The following is a 16,323-nucleotide window of genomic DNA, read 5'->3' as shown; positions in this document are numbered from 1 at the left end:
GCTCGGCCCTGGCCTAGCTGGCCAGCGCTGCGGCGCGCTGGAATACCGACACGCAGTAATCCATCAGCGTGGTGGTCATCCAGTGCCCGGCCAGGATCACGGCCAGCAGCGTCACCAGAAGGCGTGGCAGGAAGCTCAGGGTCTGTTCGTTGATCTGGGTGGCGGCCTGGAACAGCGCCACGATCAGGCCCATGACCAGGCCCGGCACCACCAGTACCAGCACCAGCAGCATCACCACCTGCAGGGCCTCGGCCACCAGGTCGACAGCGATATCGGGACTCATCTTGACTCGGTCTCCGGGTTTAGTAGCCGTGGATACTGCCGACCAGCGTATTGACGGTCAGGGTCCAGCCGTCCACCAGCACGAACAGGAGCAGCTTGAAGGGCAGTGAAATCACCAAGGGCGAGAGCATCATCATGCCCATCGCCATCAGCACCGACGATACCACCAGGTCGATGATCAAGAAGGGGATGAACAACATCGCGCCGATCTGGAACGCCGTCTTGAGCTCGGACAGCACAAAGGCCGCCAGCTTGGTGGTGAAGCCGCGCTGCTCGGGCTGGAGGTTGGCCGGCTCGCCGGCCAGGTGCGCGACCTGGGCCAGCGAGGTCTTGCTGGTCTGGGCCAGCATGAAGCGCGACAGCGGTACTTCGGCGATCTTCAGGGCTTCTTCCAGCCCGATCTTGTCGCGGTCGTAGGGCAGGAAGGCGTCGCGCCATACCGCCTCGCCCACCGGACGCATGACCAGCAGCGTCAGGATCAGCGCGATGCCGGTGATGATGCGGCTCGGCAGGCCCTGCTGCAGGCCGAGGGCCTGGCGCAGCAGCGACAGCACGATCACGAAACGGGTGAAGCTGGTCATCATCATGACCATCACGGGCAGCAGCCCGAGCAGCGTCATCAAGACCAGGATCTGCGACTTGACCGTCATTCCCTGGGTCGAGCCGGGGATCACGCCAGGCAAGATGCTCGGCTGCTGCTGGGCCGCGGCAGGCAGCGCGCAGGCCATCAGCGCGAGAAACAGCGCCAGCGACAGCACAAGCAGTAGCGCGCCGGACAGCTGCGGCGAAGTGCGGCGCGGCAGCAGCATCGCCTGCGCGCCACGAACAAGCGACATCATTTGGTCAGCGCATCCAGGTTCAGGCCATCGAGGTCGATCACCTTCAGGCCGTACTGCTCGCCTGCCACGACGACTTCGGCGCGCCCGATCGGCGCGCCATTGACCTTGATGATCAAGGGCTCTCCGGCCAGCGCGTCGAGCGGCACCACCGAAGACGGGCCGATCGACATCAGTTCCTGCAGCGAGATGCGGGCCGAGCCGACTTCGAGCGTCAGCGTCACCGGGATGCGGCGCATCATCTGCGGCAGCTGGCGCGCGGCGTTCTTGCCGGCGACGGCGGTGCCGGCTTCAACGCCGTCGAGGTCGTCGATGATCAGGTCGTTGCCCGTCAGTTGCTCATTCAAATTCATATCCATTACTCGGCATCTTCAAAAGAGGTTAAACAGAGCTTGCCCTTGTGTTCGGCAACTGAAGCCGTAAACAGGCGTGATTCGTCCAGCAGCACGTCGGCGCGTCCGACCGAGACCGGGATGACATCGCCGACCTTGAGCTCGAACAGCGCGGCGAGCGTGATTTCCTTGCTGGCCAGGCGTCCGTCAAGCTTGACGAACAGGCCGGTGGCGAGCGGCTCGGAGGTGCGCGCCGTGCGCGTGCTGCTGCGCTCGTCCATCAGGCCCTGCAACACGTGCGCCATCAATTCCTGGTCCAGGCCGATCCAGCACAGGCTGTCGGGCTGGCCCTGGGCCGGGCCGTGCGCGGCACGCAGGCTGATGCGGATCACCCAGCCGGCCTTGCCCGGGGCGCTGGAGGCGGCCGGCGCGCTCAAGGTCAACGGGTCCACCGAAGAGACGCCTTCCTGTCCCGCCACGCCGGTAGTGACCAGGTCGTCGGCGACGCAGGCGTGCAGTTGCTCCGCCAGCTGGGCGGTGAGCGTCGCGGCCAGCCGCTCCTCGGTGGCGGTGATGCGCTCGGCCGCGGTATCGCGCGGCGCGCTCGGCGCCGTGCCAGCCGGCGCGTTCTTGCGGCCATAGCGCCCTTCAAGCAGGGCCAGCAGCAGGTTGCGCTCGAAGGCCACCGCGGCCGTGCCGAGCGGACCGCCCACTGCCAGCCAGCGCAGGTCGGCCTGGTCCGGCGCTTGCTCGAAGGCCAGGCTCGCCAGCCGGTAGGCGCCCCAATAGCGGCGCCCGCCTGGCCCGCCCATGGTCGTGCCCAGGACATCGGCGAAGCGGCGCGCGAATTTGGGCAGCAGGTGCACGGGACGTCCGAGCAGGCTGGGATCGAGTACCTGGTAGTCGCCCTGGCTGCTGCGCGACCGGTCTGGAGGAGTCATCGGCATGTTGATTGGTTACTGGGTAACGGTGAATGACTTTTTTTCATTCTCCTAGGCAACAATTATACATGGAGATTGGCCGCAAACACTTTGACATTCGGCTTTGAATTTCTACTTGCCCTACGGTAAGATCATACCTAGTGCATTGCCTGGTTCAGTCCCTCCCCTATGTCGGCAGAGGAAGACCGGGCCGGCAGATCAAGAATAAAACGGGCGTTCGTAGATCATTATTTAACATTCAAGGCCTTGATCTTTACCTCCCGTCGGCAAAATAAGACACATTTTGTCGCTCCCGAACAACACGTACTCGCCAAATGGAATGACTCATGGGAACTGAACTTGCCGGACTGATCAAAGCTGACCTTGCCGCGCTGACCAACGACGCCAACCGCATGGCGATTGCCCCGGCCGCCGACATGGCAGCGCCAGGCGCATTCAATACGCTGCCAAGCGGATTTTCCTTTACCCAGACCATGAAAGACGCGCTTGCCAGTGTCGACAGCGAAAACCGCGTCGCGGGCGAACGCATGGAAGCGGTCGACGCCGGCAAAAGCGACGACCTGGTCGGTGCCATGCTGGCCAGCCAGCAAGCGAGCCTGTCGTTCTCGATGCTGATGCAGGTCCGGAACAAGGTCATGGGCGCGATGGACGAGCTGATCAAGCTCCCGGTCTGACGATCCCCGACACATTTTGAAGACTATCCTGTGATTTCATCGCTCAAGGCCGCAATCGGCGGCAAGTTGCCGCTGCCCTCGCTGCCGCCCCTCCTGCGCAACAACTTCACCCTGATGCTGGGATTGGCCGTGGTCATCACGGCGGCCGTCATGCTGTTCCTGTGGCAGGACCAATCCAACTACAAGCCGGTCTTCGGTGCGCGCGAAAAGGTCGCCGCCAGCGACATGATGACCGTGCTGGAAGCCGAAGCCATCCCTTACCGCATCCATCCCGAGAGCGGCCAGGTGATGGTGCCGTCGGGCGAACTGGGCAAGGTGCGCATGCTGCTGGCCGCCAAGGGCGTGACTGCCCAGCTGCCGGCCGGCCTGGAGCTGATGGACCGCAACGACCCGCTCGGCGTATCCTCGTTCGTGCAGGACGTGCGCTTCCGGCGCGGCCTCGAAGGCGAACTCGCGCAGAGCATGCTCACGATGGACGCGATCGCCGCAGCCCGGGTGCACCTGGCCATCGCCAAGTCGAGCTCCTTCGTGGCCGGCGCCGGCGACCAGTCCTCGGCCTCGGTGGTGGTGTCGGTCAAGCCCGGCCGCTCGCTGTCGAACGAACAGATTGCCGCGATCGTCAACATGGTCTCGAGCAGTGTCGCCAACCTGCAGCCTGCCCGCGTGTCGCTGATTGACCAGGCCGGCAACTACCTGTCCTCGCGGATCGACCTGGCCGACGGTTTCGACGGCCAGTCGCAGGGCGACGCAGCAGCCAAGCGCTACACCGATACCGTGCGCACCAATGTCAACGAACTGCTGGCGCCGGTGCTGGGCGCGAACAACTACAAGGTCAGCGTCACGGCCGATGTCGACAACGACAAGATCGAGGAAACCCAGGAAAAATACGGCGAAGCGCCAAAAGTCACCAGCGAAGCGATGCGTGAAGAGATGGAACGCAGCCGCATGGCGATGGGCGTGCCGGGCACGCTGTCGAACCGTCCGCCGCAGGCAGCCGACCCGGCCCAGGCCGATGGGCAGAACCCGGACGGCGCCGCAGCCGCCAAGGACGACGGCAGCGCGCGCAAGAACGCCACTACCCGCCAGTACGCCTACGACCGCGCGATCACCCAGATCAAGCGCTCGCGCGGGCGCCTGAAAAAGCTGTCGGTGGCGGTGGTGCTGAACAACGCCAGCGCCGCCAATGCCAAGCTCGGGTACACCCCGGCCGAACTGGCGAATATCGAAAAGATCCTGCGCGGCGGCCTCGGCATCGACGCGGCGCGCGGCGACGTGCTGACCGTGTCGGCGCTGAGCTTCCCGGCCGCGCCGGTGGCCCAGGAATGGTGGCAGGAACGCGATAACGTGGTCGACATGGGCGCTTACCTCATGTATGGCCTGGCTGCATTGCTGGCCTACTTCCTGCTGGCCCGTCCGCTGCTGCGCGCATTGACCACGCGCCTGGCGCCGCAGCTGCCGCTGGTACCGGCCGCGCCTGCCCTGCCGGGCCTGCCCGGTGGCGCCGCGGTGCTGCCGGCCGGCGCGCCGGCCGCCCTGGGCGCACCGGTTGCCGGCGCTTCCGGCACGATGCCGGTGGTCCCGCTGCTTGAAAACTACGACCTTCCACCGGCCGGTTCGGCGGTGGACGTGATGGTCGATCACCTGAAGGTCCTCGCCGGCAAGGAGCCTGAGCGGGTTGCCGAAGTCGTCAAACAATGGGTACAGAAAAAACATGGCCGAGCTGAGTAACCCTGAAGGCGCCGAAGGCGCACTGTCCCCGGTCGAGCAGGCCGCCATCGTGCTGCTGTCGATCGGTGAAGAAGGCGCCGCCGCCGTGCTGCGCTGCCTCGAGCGCGACGAATTGCTGGAACTGACCCAGGTGATGTCGCGCATGAGCGGCATCAAGGTCGATACCGTCAAGACGGCGGTCCAGAACTTCTTCGACGACTACCGCCAGCAAAGCGGGTTGCACGGCGCCTCGCGCAGCTACCTCAAGCGCTCGCTCGACCTGGCGCTGGGCAACGACATCGCCAACAGCGTCCTGAACACGATCTACGGCGACGCGATCCGCCCGATGATGGCGCGCCTGCAGTACGCTTCGCCAAAATGGCTGGCCGAGTTCATCTCGCACGAACACGTACAGATGCAGGCCGTGTTCCTGGCTTTCCTGCCGCCGGCGATGGCATCCCAGATCCTGGAAGCGCTGCCGCTGGACGGGCGTGAACTGGTCTTGCTGAACATGGCGCGCCTGGACGAGATCGACCGCGACGTGCTGCACGAGCTCGAAGAACTGGTGAACCGGTGCCTGGCCGCCCTCGATACCCAGAGTGCCAGCGTGGAAGGCGTGCGCCAGGTCGCCGAGATCCTGAACCGCCTGCAGGACAACCGCGCCGGCATGGTCGAGCTGCTGCGCGCCCATGATCCGGACGTGGTCTCGCAGATCGAGATGTCGATGTACGACTTCTTCATCCTGTCGCGCCAGACCGAGCAAGTCATTTCCCGCCTGCTCGACGAAGTGCCGCTGGAGCAATGGGCAGTCGCGCTCAAGGGTGCCGAGCCGACCCTGCGCGACGCGGTGCTCTCGGCGATGCCCAAGCGCCAGGCACAGAGCTTCGAAGACCTGATGCGCCGTTCGGGCCCGGTCCCGATGTCGCGCATCGAGCAGACCCGCCGCGAAATCATGGCCACCGTCAAGGCCCTGGCCGACGCCGGCGAAATCGACGTCCAGCTGTTTGCCGAGGCGACCGCCGAATGAAGCAATTCCGGCCCTACCACTTTCCGCCACTGCACCAGTTTCCTGGCGCCCAGCGCCCCGGTGCGCCCGGCCCGGCCGGCGCCAGCGCCGCCTCGGCCGAGGAATGGCAGGCTGCGCTGTCCGACGGCTACCGCCAGGGCCAGCGCGAAGGCTATGAGGCAGGCCTGGACCAGGGCCGCGCCGATGGCTATCCCGCCGGACAAAGCGACGGCCTGCAACGTGGCATCGAAGAAGGCCGCGAGATGGCGCTCGCCGGCTTCGAGGAATTGTCCAAGCCGGTCGACTCCATGCTCAAGGCGCTGAAAAAGCTCAAGCTCGAGATGCGCGCCGCCCAGCGCAAGGAAGTGGTCGACCTGGTCGGCAAGATCGCGCGCCAGGTAATCCGCGCCGAACTGGCGCTGCAGCCGGTGCAGCTGCTGGCGCTGGTCGAAGAAGCGCTGGCCGTGATGCCGCCGTCGCGCGACCAGGTCGAAGTATTCCTGAACCCGGAAGAACTGCGCCGCGTGCTCGAGCTGGACCCGAAACGCGCCAAGAAATGGACCCTGCTGCCCGACCCGGCGCTCGAACCGGGCGAATGCCGCGTACGCTCGGGCGACCATGAGGTCGACGCCGGCTGCCAGGGCCGCCTCAGCGCCGTGATGGACCAGGTGCGCGAGCAGCTCGGCGACGACGAGGACGGCGAATGACAGCCCTGGCCTCCCGCCTGCGCGCGGTCGAACTCGGTGGCGTGCCGGTTGCCACTCCGCTCGGACGCCTGGTCGGCGCCCAGGGCCTGCTGCTCGAATCGATCGGCTGCGCCCTGCACACCGGCCAGCGCTGCCGCATCGAGACCATCGACGGCGGCTGGCTCGACGCGCAGGTGGTCGGCTTCAAGGAAAAAGTGTCTTACCTGATGCCGTTCAAGAAGGCCACCGGCCTGGCCACCGGCGCGCGGGTGCTCCCGACCCCGGTGCAGTCGGACCTGATGATCGGACCGTCCTGGATGGGCCGCATGGTCAACGGCATGGGCGAGCCGATCGACGGCCTGGGCAAACTCGGTGGCGACCAGCCGCTGTCGAGCACCCCGCCAAAGGTCAATCCGCTGAAGAAGGCGCCGGTCGAAGAACCGCTCGACGTCGGCGTACGCGCCATCAATGCGATGCTCACCATCGGCAAGGGCCAGCGGGTTGGCCTGATGGCCGGCTCCGGCGTCGGCAAATCGGTGCTACTGGGCCTGATCACGCGCCAGACCGTGGCCGACGTGATCGTGGTCGGCCTGATCGGCGAGCGTAACCGCGAGGTACGCGAGTTCGTCGAGAAGTCGCTCGGCGCCGAAGGTCTGAAACGATCTGTGCTGGTGGTAGCGCCGGCCGACGAGTCGCCGCTGATGCGCGTGATGGCCACCGAAATGTGCCATTCGATCGCCGCCCATTTTCGCGACCGCGGCCAGAACGTGCTGCTGCTGTGCGACTCGCTCACACGTTACGCGATGGCGCTGCGCGAAGTGGCGCTGTCGCTGGGCGAGCCGCCGGCGACGCGCGGTTATCCGCCGTCGGTTTTCTCGAACATGCCGCAGCTGGTGGAGTCGGCCGGCAATGGCGAGAACCCGAAAGGCAGCATGAGCGCGATCTATACCGTGCTGGCCGAAGGCGACGACCAGCAAGACCCCGTGGTCGACGCGGCGCGCGCCATTCTCGATGGCCATATCGTGCTCACCCGTGAACTGGCCGAGCGCGGGCACTATCCGGCAATCGACGTGGCCCAGTCGATCTCGCGCTGCATGGCGCAGGTGGTGGACCCCGACCATGCGCTGGCCGCGCGCAAGCTCAAGGCCTCGCTGGCCCGCCATGCGCGCGTGCGCGACCTGATTCCGCTCGGCGCATATGTGGCTGGGGCCGATCCGGAAACCGACAAGGCGGTTCGCCTGCACCCGCATATCGAAGCTTTCCTGTGCCAGGGCACGCGTGAAGATGCCCCCATGACAGGCAGCGTGGAACAGTTGAAAGCGATGATGGTATGAGCAAGAAGAATACGATCGACAGCCTGGGCACGCTGGTGCGCCTGCGCAGCCTCGACGTGGAGCGCCTGCAGGCAGACATGAGCACGCAGGAAGCGACCCGCACGCGCTACCAGAACAACCTGGCGCGCATGGACTCGCTGACCGTGAGCAGCGGCGCCACCGGGGCCCTGCCCCTGGTATTGGCGCTGAACTGCGGTGCGTACAAGCAGAACGTGATGGCGATGGCCGACCTGCACCGCACCGACCTGGCGCTGCACGAGGCGAACATGGCGGTATCGCAGCGCAACCTGAGCGCCGCCTGGACCAGGCGCGAGCTGCTCGGCAAGGTGCTCGAACAGCAGCAAATCCTGCTCTCGCGCGAGCAGGACCGCAGCGTACGCAAGCGCGAGGACGACATCGCCACCCAGGCCTGGATGGCTGGACGCAGCAGCTAGGCGCCAACCCGACACCCCGGCAAATACGCAGCAACCACGCAGCAACCACGCAGTCCGAGAGTCAAGAAAAGCTAGGAGAACGACATGGCATCTTCCATCACCGCACCGACCTACGACCCGATCACCACCGCCAATTCGCTGGCGGAAAAATACGTCATGGCCCGCCGGCAAATCCTCGATGCGCAAGGCGCCGCCGCGCGTGCCACCGAAAAAGGCTTGACCGAACTGGGGTCGGCGATGAGCGCGTTCCAGACCAGCATGGCGGCGCTCACGGGCCTGAACAAGAGCCTGTACGCGCAGTCCGCCATCTTCAGCGATACGACACTTGGCAGCGCCAGCGCCGGCCCAACCGCGGCCCCGGGCAGCTATGCGTTCTTCGTGGCCAGGCTGGCCACCGCCAGCCAGGTCTCTTTCGCCGGCTTGAGCGACGACGCCGGCGTCTCGGGCACCCTGGACATCAATATGGGCGGCGCGCTGGCCTTCCAGGTGAACCTGGCCGATGCCGACACCGACGCCGACGGCATCCTGAGCACGCGCGAACTGGCGGCGGCGATCAACGGCAACAGCGGCAACACCTCGCTGGTCACCGCGTCGATCATCACCACCGGGAGCGGCTCGGAGCTGGTACTGAGCGCCAAGAACACCGGCGCGGCCAGCGCGATCACGATCGACACCACCAATGTCGCCGGCGGCTCGAGCCTGGCGGCGGCCAACGGCGACGTGGCGCGCAAGCGCACCCTGGTCATGGCGCAGGACGCGGAGATCCGCATCGGCGCCGAGAGCGGGACCGTGATCACGCAGGCCACCAACACCTTCACCAACATCGACGGCGTGAAGATGACCTTCACCAAGGCCCAGGCTCCGGGCAGCGCGCCGGTGACGATCGAAGTTGGCGCCGACAGCAAGAACACGACCGCCAACGTGCAGGGCTTCATCGACGCCTACAACAAGCTCAAGGGCGTGCTCAACAAGCTGACCGATTCGGGCGACCCGTCCAAGGGCACGGCCGGCGGCTCGTTCGCGCGCGACGGCGCCATCCGCGCCCTGAACGACCGCCTGGTCAGCATGCTGCGTCCGTCGACGGGCGGCGACACCCTGGCAGCGTTCGGCATCATCTCGACCAGGGATGGCACGCTCGAATTGAACAACGACCGCCTGCAACGCCAGCTGGCCCTCAAGCCCACCGGCCTGGACGCCTTGATCGGTTCGAGTTCCACGTCGGCGCCGAGCGGTATCGCCGGCACGCTCGACGCGTTCATCAAGACTTGGAGCAACACCACCGACGGCCGGATCAAGCAGCGCAAGGAACAGACCAGCGAGCTGCAATCGACGCTGGCCGACCGCCAGGCCTTCCTCGAACAGCAGCAAGAAGCGGCCTACAACCGCTACCTGCGCCAATTCACGGCCCTGCAGTCGCTGCAAGGCGCCATGAACAATAACCTGTCGATGTTCGATGCCATGTTTGGCAACAACAAAGACTAACCGATACGCAACGGGATCCACATGTCCTATCAAGAAGCCTATGGCGGCTACCACGCCGTCAATCTCGAGGCGCAGACTTCGCGCGCGTCACCGGTAGAACTGGTGCTGCTGCTTACCGACGGCCTGCTCGACGAGCTGGCGCGCGCCCGCGCCCACATCGTCGCGCGCCGCTATGAGCAAAAGGCCGCCAGCATCGACAAATGCGTCGAGATCATCAACGGCCTGTCGAGCTCGCTCGACTTCGACCAGGGCGGCGACACCGTCACCAACCTGGCCGGCATCTATGACTTCTGCGCCCAGCACCTGCACGGCGCCGGCATCAAGCTCGACCCGACGATGGTCGACGAAGTGATCCGGGTCTTGAGCACGATTCGCCAGGGCTGGAAAGGCGTGCAGGAGCGTAATGGATAGGACGCGCGCCATCGACCGCCTGGCCAGGCAGCTGGCCGAGGCCGGCGCTGCCGCCGACTGGACCCTGCTGGCACGCGCGACGCGCGAGCTCGGTCCACAGATGCAGGCGCTTGCCGCCGGCGAGCCATGGAGCGCCGCCGAGCGCGCCGCGCTGGAACGCCTGCGCCAGGCGCACGACGGCGCGGCGGGCCAGGTTGCCAGCGCCGCCAACGAACTGCAGGCGCGCCTGGACGACATGCGCGTCAACAAAGAAGGCTGGATGGCCTATGCCCTCGCGGGCGAACTCGATTCTGATCACACCACGACATGAACATCACGATGAACAGCGCTCCCCTGCCAGCCGCCCATGACGCCGCCGGTGCCATCGCCGGCGGCGCGCCCGCCGACGCCCTGCCGCTCGATCCGGCACTGGCCCCGGCGCAGCGCGGCCAGCCTTCCGCCCTGCCCTTCCTGCAGTTCATGGGCCTGGAGGTGGCGCAGGACGTGGAGCCGTCGCCGGATACGGCTGCCGTGCCCGCCGGCCAACTGCCGCCAGCCGAGCTTGACGCTGGCGCGATGCAGCAGGACGCCACTGCCACAGCGCAGCAAGACAATGCTGCAGCCGCGGCCACCGAGTCCCATCCGGACGCCGGCCACGAGCCCCTGCTGGCCGCCATGGCCATGCCGCTGATGCAGTCGATGATGATGACGATGCCGGCCCCCCTGCGCGTGCCCGCCGCCATGCCGCAGGGGGCACTTGCGGCCGAAGCCGGCGCCACGCCTGGCGCCGGTGCCGCCAGCGCTGGCGCCGTTGCGTCGGGCGCCGCCCTGCCGGGCACCGCCGCCGGCATCGAACTGCCACTGGCAGCCGGCATGCGCCAGGCGCCGGACGCCCCAGCGCCGGTGCCAGTCGCCGCTACTGTCGCTGCCTCGCCGGCAGGCGCCGGCCAGGTCCCTGCCCAGGCGGCCCCGGCGCAGGCGACGGCGCTGCACCCGCCGCCCGCCGCCGCGTTGCCGGCCGGGCCTCAGGGGCGCGAGAGCGCCGCGCCCGAGGCCGGCACCCCGCCGGCGGCGGGCACCCATGCCGGTTTCGGGGTCGCCGCCCCGGCCGCAGCAAGCGTCGCGGCCCGCGACGGCGCCACCTTGACCCTGTCGGGTCCGCCCACTGCGTGGCGCCAATCGCTGCAGGAAGCCCTGGGCGAGCGGCTGAGCCTGCAGCTCACCAAGAATGCCGAGCAGGCCACCATCCGCCTCGAGCCGCCGATGCTGGGCCGGGTCGAGATCTCGATCCGCCACATCGCGGGCGCGCTGGAAGTGAACATCACGGCGACCCACAGCGAAGTGCTGCGCCAGCTCAATACCGTCAGCGACAACCTGCGCGGCGACCTGGCCGGCCGCCAGTACACCGATGTGTCGGTGAACATCAGCCAGGCACCGCGCGCACAGGCCAGCGCGCAGGCAGGGGCCAGCTTCGGCGCCGATGCGCAGGGCCGCGGCCGCGAGCACGACCAGGAGAAGGACCAGGACCAGCGCGCACCCGGCGCGGCCCTGGCCGAAGCCCATCACACCAACACCGCGTTCTCCCTGAACGGACGCGCTTGAGCCCACGACCATGACCAGTAAAGCCAAACTGACCGCCGCCTTCGTCGGTGTCGCCCTCCTTGCCGCTGCCGCCGCCGGCGGCGCCATGTGGTACATGGCGCCTGCCACCAGCGCCGCCGACGCCGCCGCGGCCAAGCCGGCGCCGGAAAAGAAGCTGACCAAGTACGTCACCCTCGACAAGGTGATCGTCATGCTGCGCCGCGCGCCGAGCCAGCCGGCTGCGCATTACCTGTCGGTCGACCTGGTGCTGGCCACCACGCCGGAACAGGAAAAGCAGACCAAGGAACACCTGCCGCTGCTGCGCAGCATCGCCGTCTCGAGCCTGTCCGCATACACGCTGGCCGAGGCATCGTCGATGACGGTGGAGCAGTACGCCGCGCAGCTGAACAAGACCTTCGACGCCAGTTATGCCAAGGAAAACCATGAAAAGCCGTTTTCCGAAGTCATGATCGGCAAGCTGATCGTCGAATGATCGTCCAGTAGAGACCGGGGACATCGTGGCCTATACCGCCGATCACGCCGACTCCAGCGGCGCTGCCATGTACGGGGACGCGCCTGCCAACGCGGGCATGCTGCCGGCCGAGGAGCAGCGCCACCTGCTGGCGTATGCGCCGCTGGTCAAGCGCATCGTGCGGCAGCTCAATTCGCAGGTGTCGGGCGCGGTCTCGCGCGAGGATATGGAGCAGATCGGGCTGATCGGCCTGCTCGAGGCGCTGCGCCGCTACGGCACACCCGACCATGGTTTCGGCAGCTATGCGTCCTTGCGCGTGCGCGGCGCCATCCTCGACGAGCTGCGCCGCCAGGACTGGCGCCCGCGCGCGGTACGCCAGGACAGCCACCGCATGCGCGACGCGCTGCGCGCGCTTACCCGCCGCCTCGGCCGCGAGCCGGGCGAAAAGGAAGCCGCCGAAGCCCTCGGCATGACGGCGGACGAGTTTCGCCAGCAGGTGCTCGACGACGTCGCCGAAGAAATGCTCAGCTTCGACGAAGTGCTGCAGGAGGCGACCGACCATGCCCACAGTTCGCCCGGCCCGGAAGAAAGCTATATGGTGCGGCGCAGCCTGGAACAGGTGCTGGGCAGCCTGAACGAAAAAGAACAGCGCGTGATCCAGATGATCTACGAGTTCGAGCTGAGCTACAAGGAAATCGCCGCGGTGCTCGACCTGTCGGACGCCCGCGTCTGCCAGCTCAACAAGAGCGCGTTGGCCAAGATGAAGGCCGCGCTCGGGCGCGCCTGAGCGACCCCATACCGAAATCAAGCAGGCAACAAGAAAGGCAGTACGTCATGCAACAATTATTAGGTCTCGCCATCGTGCTTGGCGCCGTGTTCGGGGGCTTTTCCCTGATGGGCGGCACCTTCGCTTCCATCTTCCATCCGATCGAGCTCCTGATCATCGGCGGCGCCGCCTTTGGCGCGCTGGTACTGGGCAACCAGCGGCACGTGCTGGCCGAAATGGGGCACCAGCTCAGGAAGGTGATGGCGCGTACCAAGCACGATTCGGAATTCCAGCGCCAGCTGCTGCTGCTGATGTATGAACTGCTGCAGACCGCCGCCGGCGGCCTGAAGGCGCTCGACGCCCACGTCGAGGCGCCCTCGGAAAGCCCGCTGTTCCAACGCTATCCGCGCATCCTGGACGAGCCCAAGCTGCTGGCCTTTATCGTCGACAACTTCCGCCTGATGGCGATGGGCAAGATCAACGCGCACGAGCTCGAAGGCGTGCTGGAACAAGAACTCGAAGCCATCCACGAAGAACTCACCCAGCCGGCCAAGTCGCTGCAGAAGATCGCCGAAGCGATGCCGGGCTTCGGCATCCTGGCCGCAGTGCTGGGCATCGTGATGGCGATGTTCTCGGTCTCGAGCGGCGCCGATTCGGGCGAAATTGCTGAAAAAATCGGCGCCGCGATGGTCGGCACCTTCATCGGCATCTTCTCTTGCTATGGCCTGCTCGAGCCACTGGCAAACATGATGAAGCAGCTGGTCAATTCGGAAGCCTCGACCATGGAAACCGTCAAGGTGGTGCTGTGCACCCACGTGGCCGGCAAGCCGGCGCTGCTGGCGATCGACGCCGGCCGCCGCCTGATCCAGCTCAACACCAAGCCTAGCTTCGCCCAGCTCGAACAGTGGATCAATGCGATGGGCGGCGAGGATGAATCGCAGAACAAGCGGCGCCGTACGGCCGACCGCATGACGGGATAATCGTGTCGAAACTGAACGAAAAGCACGAATCAACGATCGTCAAGCGCGGCGGTGGCAAGCACGCGCACGACGAACACGGCGGCGCCTGGAAAGTCGCGTTCGCCGACTTCTGCCTGGCGCTGATGGCCTTGTTTCTGGTGTTGTGGCTCATTGCCTCGCGGGAACAACAGAATCTCAAGAAAATCGTGCGCGATGCGACCGAGAGCGGTATGCTCGACCAGAATGGCCGCAAGCCGGAGATCGCATCGGAACCGAGCGGCAGCATGATCGAGCGCTTCGACCTGCCGCTGGCAGGCAGCGCCGGCAACCAGGCGCCGGGCAGCCCGAGCGCGCCGCGCGTGGCCTACGAATCGCCGGCCGAGCTGGCAGCGTTGTCGCGAGCACTGGGCGAAATGAGCCTGGACGCCGGCCTGGCGGCCAACCTCGATACCGTGATCACGCCATATGGCTTGCGCGTGATGCTGCACGATACCGACCGCCAGGGCATGTTCATGCGCGGCAGCGCTCTGCCCACCGGACGCTTCGTGCGCCTGCTGCGCAAGATGGGCCCGCTGTTCGCGCAGATGAAGAACCAGATGCTCATTGTCGGCCACACCGATTCGTCGCGCTTTGCCGGTTCCGACAAGGGCGGCTACTCGAACTGGGCGCTCTCGACCGACCGCGCGCTGTCGGCGCGGCGCGAGCTGATCGACGGCGGCATGCGCAGCGCCAGCGTGCTGCAGGTGGTGGGCATGGCCGACCGCGCGCCGCTGGAAGTGAATGAACCGCTGGCGGGTGTCAACCGCCGCATCGAACTGCTGATCCTGACCAGCGCCCAGTCGCGCGTGGTGACCAGCATGTTCGGCAAGCCTGGCGCCACGACCCCGCTGGGGAAGGACGCCTCGACCAGCATGCCCGACGCAGCCGCCCTGGAACAGCTGCGCAGCCAACTGCCGAAGTAAGGCCATGAGCATTCAATCGAAAACCCGAGGTACCCGCATGAAAATCACCGGCGCCACCACTTCCACCGTCAGTATCGGCACCCAGCGCGTGAGCGTCCAGGCGCCGGCGGAGGCGGCCCCGCTGTCGGCCGCCACGCCGGCCCTGCAGTCGGACGTGCTGCAGCCGGCCGCGCAGGCGCTGCGCGCGATGCCGGACTTCGATGCCGCCAGGGTCGCCGAGCTGCGCGACCAACTGGCCAGGGGCGAACTGCCGTTCAATGCCGGCCGCCTGGCCGGCCTGATCGAGCGCTTCCATGGCGGGGGCCGCCAATGAGCCGCATGACCCGGCCGCAAGCCAATGCCGCGCTGGTCGACGGTGTCCAGGCCGACGTACGCGACAGCGCCGAAGTGCTGGCCCTGCTCGAGCGCCAGTTCGAGGCGGCGCTGCGCCACCAGAGCGCCGAGCTGTCGACGCTTGCCGGCCTGCTGGCCCCACTGCTCGATGCAATGGAAGCGCGCCGCCAGCAACGCGTCGCGCTGGTGCGCGCCCTGCTGGGCGAGGGGGCGAGCATGGCGCAATTCATCCTGACCCTGGGCGAGCCTGCCCAGGGCGCGCTGGCCGCCGCCTGGTCCGACCTGGAACATACCGTACTGGCCTGCAAGGCGGCCTCCACCCGCAACGGCAACCTGCTGGCCGAACAGCACACCGTGATGCAGCGCGTGCTGCATGGCGAAGAGGAAATCTATGCGCCACGCTGATTTTGCGACCGCACCCATGGCACCGCTGGCACCCACCGCGGCCACCCGCCCCACCGCCGCAATGGGCGGGGGCAGCGGTTTCGGCGCCATGTTCGGTGACGTGGCGGGCGAAGTGGCCGCCTTTATCCAGAACGGCGACGGCGGCGCCGGCGGTGCAGTGGCCTTGAGCGCCGAAGGCAGTATCTGGCATGCCCGTGCGGCCGGATTGATCAGCGCCGAGAGCGAGGTCGAGGAGGCCGGCGCGATGGCCGGCATTGGTGCAGCCAGCACCACGCCGGAACAGCGGGCTTTCCTGGACAGCATCGCCCCGTGGGCGCGCCAGGCCGGCCAGCAGCTTGGCGTGGCACCCGAACTGGTTTCGGCCCATGCTGCGCTGGAATCGGGCTGGGGCCAGCGCCCGCTGCGTACCAGCAGCGGCGAGTCGAGCCATAACCTGTTCGGCATCAAGGCCGGATCGACGTGGAATGGCGCCGTGAACGAGTCGAGCACTACCGAATACATCGGGGGCGCCGCGATCAAGACGCGCGAGCGCTTCCGCTCGTATCCGGATGCCGGCAGCGCCTTTCGCGATTATGCGCGGATGCTGGCCGATAACCCGCGCTATCGTGACGCACTCGGCGTGGGCAGCGACGCGCGCGCGTTCGCCCAGGGCCTGGCCAAGGGCGGCTATGCCACCGACCCGGCCTATGCCGCCAAACTGACCCGCCTGGCCACCAGGCTGCAGGGCAGCGACGGCTGATC

Annotated in this window: 21 protein-coding genes; 17 read left to right on the top strand and 4 right to left on the bottom strand. The window is 66.9% G+C overall.

Features of this window, described 5'->3' with window-relative positions:
* Positions 1-13: 13 nt before the first annotated feature.
* From fliQ to NRS07_RS06245, 4 genes are read right to left on the bottom strand one after another with little or no spacing between them, the layout of a single operon-like run.
* Entirely contained in the window at positions 14-283 is a 270-nt protein-coding gene (gene fliQ / locus NRS07_RS06260) for a flagellar biosynthesis protein FliQ (RefSeq protein WP_259211877.1), read from the bottom strand.
* A 19-nt stretch (positions 284-302) separates the two neighbouring features.
* Positions 303-1,091 carry a flagellar type III secretion system pore protein FliP gene (gene fliP, locus NRS07_RS06255; protein ID WP_259213048.1) on the bottom strand — a complete coding sequence of 263 codons (789 nt, stop codon included), beginning with the start codon at positions 1,089-1,091 and terminating at the stop codon, positions 303-305.
* Between the two features lie 26 nt (positions 1,092-1,117).
* Positions 1,118-1,477, bottom strand: coding sequence for a FliM/FliN family flagellar motor switch protein (locus NRS07_RS06250; protein WP_259211876.1), 360 nt, complete (start codon positions 1,475-1,477; stop codon positions 1,118-1,120).
* Positions 1,477-2,397 carry a flagellar motor switch protein FliM gene (locus NRS07_RS06245; RefSeq protein WP_259211875.1) on the bottom strand — a complete coding sequence of 307 codons (921 nt, stop codon included), beginning with the start codon at positions 2,395-2,397 and terminating at the stop codon, positions 1,477-1,479. Before NRS07_RS06245 ends, NRS07_RS06250 begins: the two co-directional genes overlap by 1 nt.
* A 320-nt stretch (positions 2,398-2,717) precedes the next feature.
* Between NRS07_RS06245 and NRS07_RS06240 the strand changes: the two genes are divergently transcribed.
* The 17 genes from NRS07_RS06240 to NRS07_RS06160 all read left to right on the top strand — a co-directional run bounded on the left by NRS07_RS06240 (position 2,718) and on the right by NRS07_RS06160 (position 16,321).
* Complete coding sequence (locus NRS07_RS06240; RefSeq protein ID WP_259211874.1) at positions 2,718-3,065, top strand: flagellar hook-basal body complex protein FliE; 348 nt, start codon at positions 2,718-2,720, stop codon at positions 3,063-3,065.
* A 30-nt stretch (positions 3,066-3,095) separates the two neighbouring features.
* A complete protein-coding gene (gene fliF, locus NRS07_RS06235; RefSeq protein WP_259211873.1) occupies positions 3,096-4,793 on the top strand; it encodes a flagellar basal-body MS-ring/collar protein FliF in 1,698 nt (565 codons plus the stop codon).
* A complete protein-coding gene (locus tag NRS07_RS06230) occupies positions 4,777-5,799 on the top strand; it encodes a flagellar motor switch protein FliG (RefSeq protein ID WP_259211872.1) in 1,023 nt (340 codons plus the stop codon). The genes fliF and NRS07_RS06230 overlap by 17 nt, the downstream gene beginning before the upstream one ends.
* Entirely contained in the window at positions 5,796-6,485 is a 690-nt protein-coding gene (fliH, locus tag NRS07_RS06225) for a flagellar assembly protein FliH (RefSeq protein WP_259211870.1), read from the top strand. Before NRS07_RS06230 ends, fliH begins: the two co-directional genes overlap by 4 nt.
* Positions 6,482-7,798, top strand: coding sequence for a flagellar protein export ATPase FliI (gene fliI / locus NRS07_RS06220; protein ID WP_259211868.1), 1,317 nt, complete (start codon positions 6,482-6,484; stop codon positions 7,796-7,798). The genes fliH and fliI overlap by 4 nt, the downstream gene beginning before the upstream one ends.
* Entirely contained in the window at positions 7,795-8,232 is a 438-nt protein-coding gene (locus NRS07_RS06215) for a flagellar export protein FliJ (RefSeq protein ID WP_259211866.1), read from the top strand. Before fliI ends, NRS07_RS06215 begins: the two co-directional genes overlap by 4 nt.
* A gap of 84 nt (positions 8,233-8,316) precedes the next feature.
* On the top strand, positions 8,317-9,714 hold the full coding sequence (gene fliD / locus NRS07_RS06210; protein ID WP_259211862.1) for a flagellar filament capping protein FliD: 1,398 nt from the start codon (positions 8,317-8,319) through the stop codon (positions 9,712-9,714).
* A 21-nt stretch (positions 9,715-9,735) separates the two neighbouring features.
* Positions 9,736-10,125, top strand: a complete 390-nt coding sequence (gene fliS, locus NRS07_RS06205) for a flagellar export chaperone FliS (protein WP_259211853.1) — start codon at positions 9,736-9,738, stop codon at positions 10,123-10,125.
* Positions 10,118-10,435, top strand: a complete 318-nt coding sequence (locus NRS07_RS06200) for a hypothetical protein (protein ID WP_259211852.1) — start codon at positions 10,118-10,120, stop codon at positions 10,433-10,435. The genes fliS and NRS07_RS06200 overlap by 8 nt, the downstream gene beginning before the upstream one ends.
* Positions 10,432-11,706, top strand: a complete 1,275-nt coding sequence (locus NRS07_RS06195; RefSeq protein ID WP_259211851.1) for a flagellar hook-length control protein FliK — start codon at positions 10,432-10,434, stop codon at positions 11,704-11,706. Before NRS07_RS06200 ends, NRS07_RS06195 begins: the two co-directional genes overlap by 4 nt.
* A gap of 10 nt (positions 11,707-11,716) precedes the next feature.
* The gene (locus tag NRS07_RS06190) at positions 11,717-12,178 is read left to right on the top strand and encodes a flagellar basal body-associated FliL family protein (RefSeq protein ID WP_259211849.1); all 462 of its coding nucleotides are present in this window, start codon (positions 11,717-11,719) and stop codon (positions 12,176-12,178) included.
* A 25-nt stretch (positions 12,179-12,203) separates the two neighbouring features.
* Positions 12,204-12,944, top strand: coding sequence for a FliA/WhiG family RNA polymerase sigma factor (locus tag NRS07_RS06185; RefSeq protein WP_373889859.1), 741 nt, complete (start codon positions 12,204-12,206; stop codon positions 12,942-12,944).
* Positions 12,945-12,991: 47 nt separating this feature from the next.
* On the top strand, positions 12,992-13,903 hold the full coding sequence (motA, locus tag NRS07_RS06180; protein WP_259211848.1) for a flagellar motor stator protein MotA: 912 nt from the start codon (positions 12,992-12,994) through the stop codon (positions 13,901-13,903).
* Positions 13,904-13,905: 2 nt separating this feature from the next.
* Entirely contained in the window at positions 13,906-14,844 is a 939-nt protein-coding gene (locus tag NRS07_RS06175; RefSeq protein ID WP_259211847.1) for a flagellar motor protein MotB, read from the top strand.
* 4 nt (positions 14,845-14,848) lie between these two features.
* Complete coding sequence (gene flgM / locus NRS07_RS06170) at positions 14,849-15,157, top strand: flagellar biosynthesis anti-sigma factor FlgM (RefSeq protein ID WP_259211845.1); 309 nt, start codon at positions 14,849-14,851, stop codon at positions 15,155-15,157.
* Positions 15,154-15,582: a flagellar protein FlgN gene (locus NRS07_RS06165; protein ID WP_259211844.1), complete on the top strand. Its 429-nt coding sequence runs from the start codon at positions 15,154-15,156 to the stop codon at positions 15,580-15,582. The genes flgM and NRS07_RS06165 overlap by 4 nt, the downstream gene beginning before the upstream one ends.
* Positions 15,569-16,321 (top strand): glycoside hydrolase family 73 protein, encoded by a 753-nt coding sequence (locus tag NRS07_RS06160; protein WP_259211843.1) that lies wholly within the window; start codon positions 15,569-15,571, stop codon positions 16,319-16,321. The genes NRS07_RS06165 and NRS07_RS06160 overlap by 14 nt, the downstream gene beginning before the upstream one ends.
* Positions 16,322-16,323: the final 2 nt, after the last annotated feature.

Source organism: Massilia sp. H6 (genome assembly GCF_024802625.1).
In the GTDB taxonomy this organism is placed as follows: Bacteria; Pseudomonadota; Gammaproteobacteria; order Burkholderiales; family Burkholderiaceae_D; genus Telluria.
This window is presented reverse-complemented; position numbering and strand designations above follow the sequence as displayed.

What these genes read in the sequence shown, in the direction of transcription:
- fliQ (WP_259211877.1), bottom strand. Translation starts at nt 283, where the DNA reads ATGAGTCCCGATATCGCTGTCGACCTGGTGGCCGAGGCCCTGCAGGTG.
- fliP (WP_259213048.1), bottom strand. Translation starts at nt 1,091, where the DNA reads ATGCTGCTGCCGCGCCGCACTTCGCCGCAGCTGTCCGGCGCGCTACTG.
- NRS07_RS06250 (WP_259211876.1), bottom strand. Translation starts at nt 1,477, where the DNA reads ATGGATATGAATTTGAATGAGCAACTGACGGGCAACGACCTGATCATC.
- NRS07_RS06245 (WP_259211875.1), bottom strand. Translation starts at nt 2,397, where the DNA reads ATGCCGATGACTCCTCCAGACCGGTCGCGCAGCAGCCAGGGCGACTAC.
- NRS07_RS06240 (WP_259211874.1), top strand. Translation starts at nt 2,718, where the DNA reads ATGGGAACTGAACTTGCCGGACTGATCAAAGCTGACCTTGCCGCGCTG.
- NRS07_RS06230 (WP_259211872.1), top strand. Translation starts at nt 4,777, where the DNA reads ATGGCCGAGCTGAGTAACCCTGAAGGCGCCGAAGGCGCACTGTCCCCG.
- fliH (WP_259211870.1), top strand. Translation starts at nt 5,796, where the DNA reads ATGAAGCAATTCCGGCCCTACCACTTTCCGCCACTGCACCAGTTTCCT.
- fliI (WP_259211868.1), top strand. Translation starts at nt 6,482, where the DNA reads ATGACAGCCCTGGCCTCCCGCCTGCGCGCGGTCGAACTCGGTGGCGTG.
- NRS07_RS06215 (WP_259211866.1), top strand. Translation starts at nt 7,795, where the DNA reads ATGAGCAAGAAGAATACGATCGACAGCCTGGGCACGCTGGTGCGCCTG.
- fliD (WP_259211862.1), top strand. Translation starts at nt 8,317, where the DNA reads ATGGCATCTTCCATCACCGCACCGACCTACGACCCGATCACCACCGCC.
- fliS (WP_259211853.1), top strand. Translation starts at nt 9,736, where the DNA reads ATGTCCTATCAAGAAGCCTATGGCGGCTACCACGCCGTCAATCTCGAG.
- NRS07_RS06200 (WP_259211852.1), top strand. Translation starts at nt 10,118, where the DNA reads ATGGATAGGACGCGCGCCATCGACCGCCTGGCCAGGCAGCTGGCCGAG.
- NRS07_RS06195 (WP_259211851.1), top strand. Translation starts at nt 10,432, where the DNA reads ATGAACATCACGATGAACAGCGCTCCCCTGCCAGCCGCCCATGACGCC.
- NRS07_RS06190 (WP_259211849.1), top strand. Translation starts at nt 11,717, where the DNA reads ATGACCAGTAAAGCCAAACTGACCGCCGCCTTCGTCGGTGTCGCCCTC.
- motA (WP_259211848.1), top strand. Translation starts at nt 12,992, where the DNA reads ATGCAACAATTATTAGGTCTCGCCATCGTGCTTGGCGCCGTGTTCGGG.
- flgM (WP_259211845.1), top strand. Translation starts at nt 14,849, where the DNA reads ATGAGCATTCAATCGAAAACCCGAGGTACCCGCATGAAAATCACCGGC.
- NRS07_RS06165 (WP_259211844.1), top strand. Translation starts at nt 15,154, where the DNA reads ATGAGCCGCATGACCCGGCCGCAAGCCAATGCCGCGCTGGTCGACGGT.
- NRS07_RS06160 (WP_259211843.1), top strand. Translation starts at nt 15,569, where the DNA reads ATGCGCCACGCTGATTTTGCGACCGCACCCATGGCACCGCTGGCACCC.